We start from the raw sequence: 2,201 nt of genomic DNA on the forward strand, positions 1-2,201 counted from the left end.
CCCATTCGGCAGGCCGTCAACTAAGCCCGCCCGGCGGGTTGGGGAGCGAGTATCCGACTTTGGATTTGATCAACAAGGCCTCTGCCCCGTCTAGTACTGGTCAATGCCATTGATGTCAAACTCTCGGATTTCCGGCGTCGTCAGTTGCGCATGCTGGAGCAGCACAGCGCGGCTGAAAGTCAAAAATATGCCGAGCGACTGCAACAGGATCAGGCCGCGCTCGAGAAGAGTGTCGACGCCCTGCAGAATCAGGATATGGATGCAGAGCAGCGCCCGCTGATCAGTAGCCTCACCAACCAATGGCAAGCCTATGTCACCCAGCAGCAACAGATGAGCGCACTGGTGCAGCAAGCCGATCTGACCGCCGCCACCGCATTACTGAACGGCCCCGGCGATGAGCAGTTCAGGGCGATGAAAGAGACGGTGGCGCAACTCATAGCGCACAATCAACAAGATGCGATTGCCGCCAGCGCCGAAGGGGATCGCCTGTACGCGAACTCACTCTATCTGATCTGGAGTCTGATTGGGGCGTCGCTGCTGCTGGTCGCCTTCTGCGCCTGGGGGCTCGGTAATCTGATCCGCACCCCGCTACAGCGGTTGTTACAGCAAGCCGAACTGGTCGCCAATGGCGATCTGACCAGTCATCTGGACTACAACCGTTTCTCGGAGGATGAGATCGGCACCCTGGCCCGGGCATTTGGCCGCATGCAGCAGAATCTGCGCACCCTGGTTCAGGAATTAACCTCGGCGGTCGCACAACTCAGCAGTGCCGCCGAAGAAGTCAGCACCATCGCCGAACAATCGGCACAAGGTCAGCAACGCCAGCAGAGTGAAATCACCTACCTGGCCACCGCCATGAACGAGATGAGCAGCACGGTGAATGAGGTCGCGCGCAGCACCACCCAAGCGGCGACTGCGGCACAACAAGCCAATCACGAAGCAGTGGCGGGCGGCGGTGTGGTCAATGAAACCTTGCAGGCCATCCAGCGGGTCGCCAATGAGGTAGAGCTGGTCACCCGAGTGGTGCAGGAGCTGGATCAGGACAGCAGCCGGATTGGCGTGGTCTTGGAGGTGATCCGTGGCATCGCCGATCAGACCAACCTGCTGGCCCTGAACGCCGCCATCGAGGCGGCTCGGGCCGGTGAACAGGGGCGCGGTTTTGCGGTCGTGGCCGATGAGGTGCGAACGCTGGCCAAGCGCACTCAACAGTCAACCCAGGAGATCAACAGCATCATCGGCACCCTGCAACAAAGGGGCAAAGAGGCCGTACAAGCGACACAGGCCGGACAACAAATGGTCGGGCTGTGCGTGCAGCGCGCCGAGCAAGCGGGCCACAGCATCGAAGTCATCGCCACCTCGGTCGCCGATATATCCGATATGAATACCCATATCGCCACCGCCACCGAAGAGCAGAACTCGGTGGCCGAAGATCTCAACCGCAACATCATCAATATCAATACCGCCTGCGCCGAACTGGCGGAAGGAACCCACCAGACCGCCAGTGCCTGCAAGGAGCTGAACGCCCTGGCGCACCGCCTCAGCGACTTGGCCCGCCGTTTCCGCGTCTAGACGCGGAGCCGGATCGCTCCGGGGTGAACCGCCGAGTTCACCCCTTTTTTTGTCCGCGGCTCTCGCCCGCCGGGCCACGCACCCCCATCAACAGGCTAGCTTTTTAATATTCCGCACATGGCGCACACAGAGCTGATAACGCCGAGCCACTTCCGATACCGAGACACCGCGCTGCAACTCCTGATTGATGCGAATATTCCGAACCCGCTTCTCTAAATGATCCAGTTTGGGAACTTCAATCGTCAAGCCACCTAATTCATGACAGAAACAAGTGAGCTCTTGTTCAGCAACGCAGGAGCGGAAAATACATTTACTCGGATGTTTAGTCACATATTTTATCTGACCCCCATATTGACTCAACAGCCGATAGGTATTTTCCATGCCAATCAGATGCACAATATCTTGCAGCATGGCGGGTAACTCCTGACAGGATATTTGCTCTAGCTCATTTGGCTGTACCGACAATAACTGAGACGCCATCATTCACTCCCTCGCCCTGGTGAATTGAAAGGATATCGACATGCTGTCATCTTTACCCAACCATGAATGCAGGGCGAGATCGCGAACGTTTTTTAAGCAGAACATGAGGGTTTGACCGACCGTTCTGGGTGTGATCTTATACTCTCTTTTAC

The 2,201-nt window shown here is 57.5% G+C and carries 2 protein-coding genes; one reads left to right on the forward strand and one right to left on the reverse strand.

Annotated features, from left to right (window positions below; all coding sequences use genetic code 11):
- The first annotated feature begins 108 nt into the window (after positions 1 to 108).
- Positions 109 to 1,569, forward strand: coding sequence for a methyl-accepting chemotaxis protein (locus ACYVG7_RS10510; protein ID WP_460883068.1), 1,461 nt, complete (start codon positions 109 to 111; stop codon positions 1,567 to 1,569).
- A gap of 87 nt (positions 1,570 to 1,656) precedes the next feature.
- Here the strand turns inward: ACYVG7_RS10510 and ACYVG7_RS10515 are convergent, their stop codons facing one another.
- Complete coding sequence (locus tag ACYVG7_RS10515) at positions 1,657 to 1,980, reverse strand: Mor transcription activator family protein (protein WP_460883067.1); 324 nt, start codon at positions 1,978 to 1,980, stop codon at positions 1,657 to 1,659.
- Between the last annotated feature and the right edge of the window lie 221 nt (positions 1,981 to 2,201).

This window comes from Pseudaeromonas pectinilytica (genome assembly GCF_054780855.1).

Bases quoted from the DNA above. Each gene is read 5' to 3' on its own strand.
- ACYVG7_RS10515 (WP_460883067.1), bottom strand. From the start codon at position 1,980: ATGCTGCAAGATATTGTGCATCTGATTGGCATGGAAAATACCTATCGG.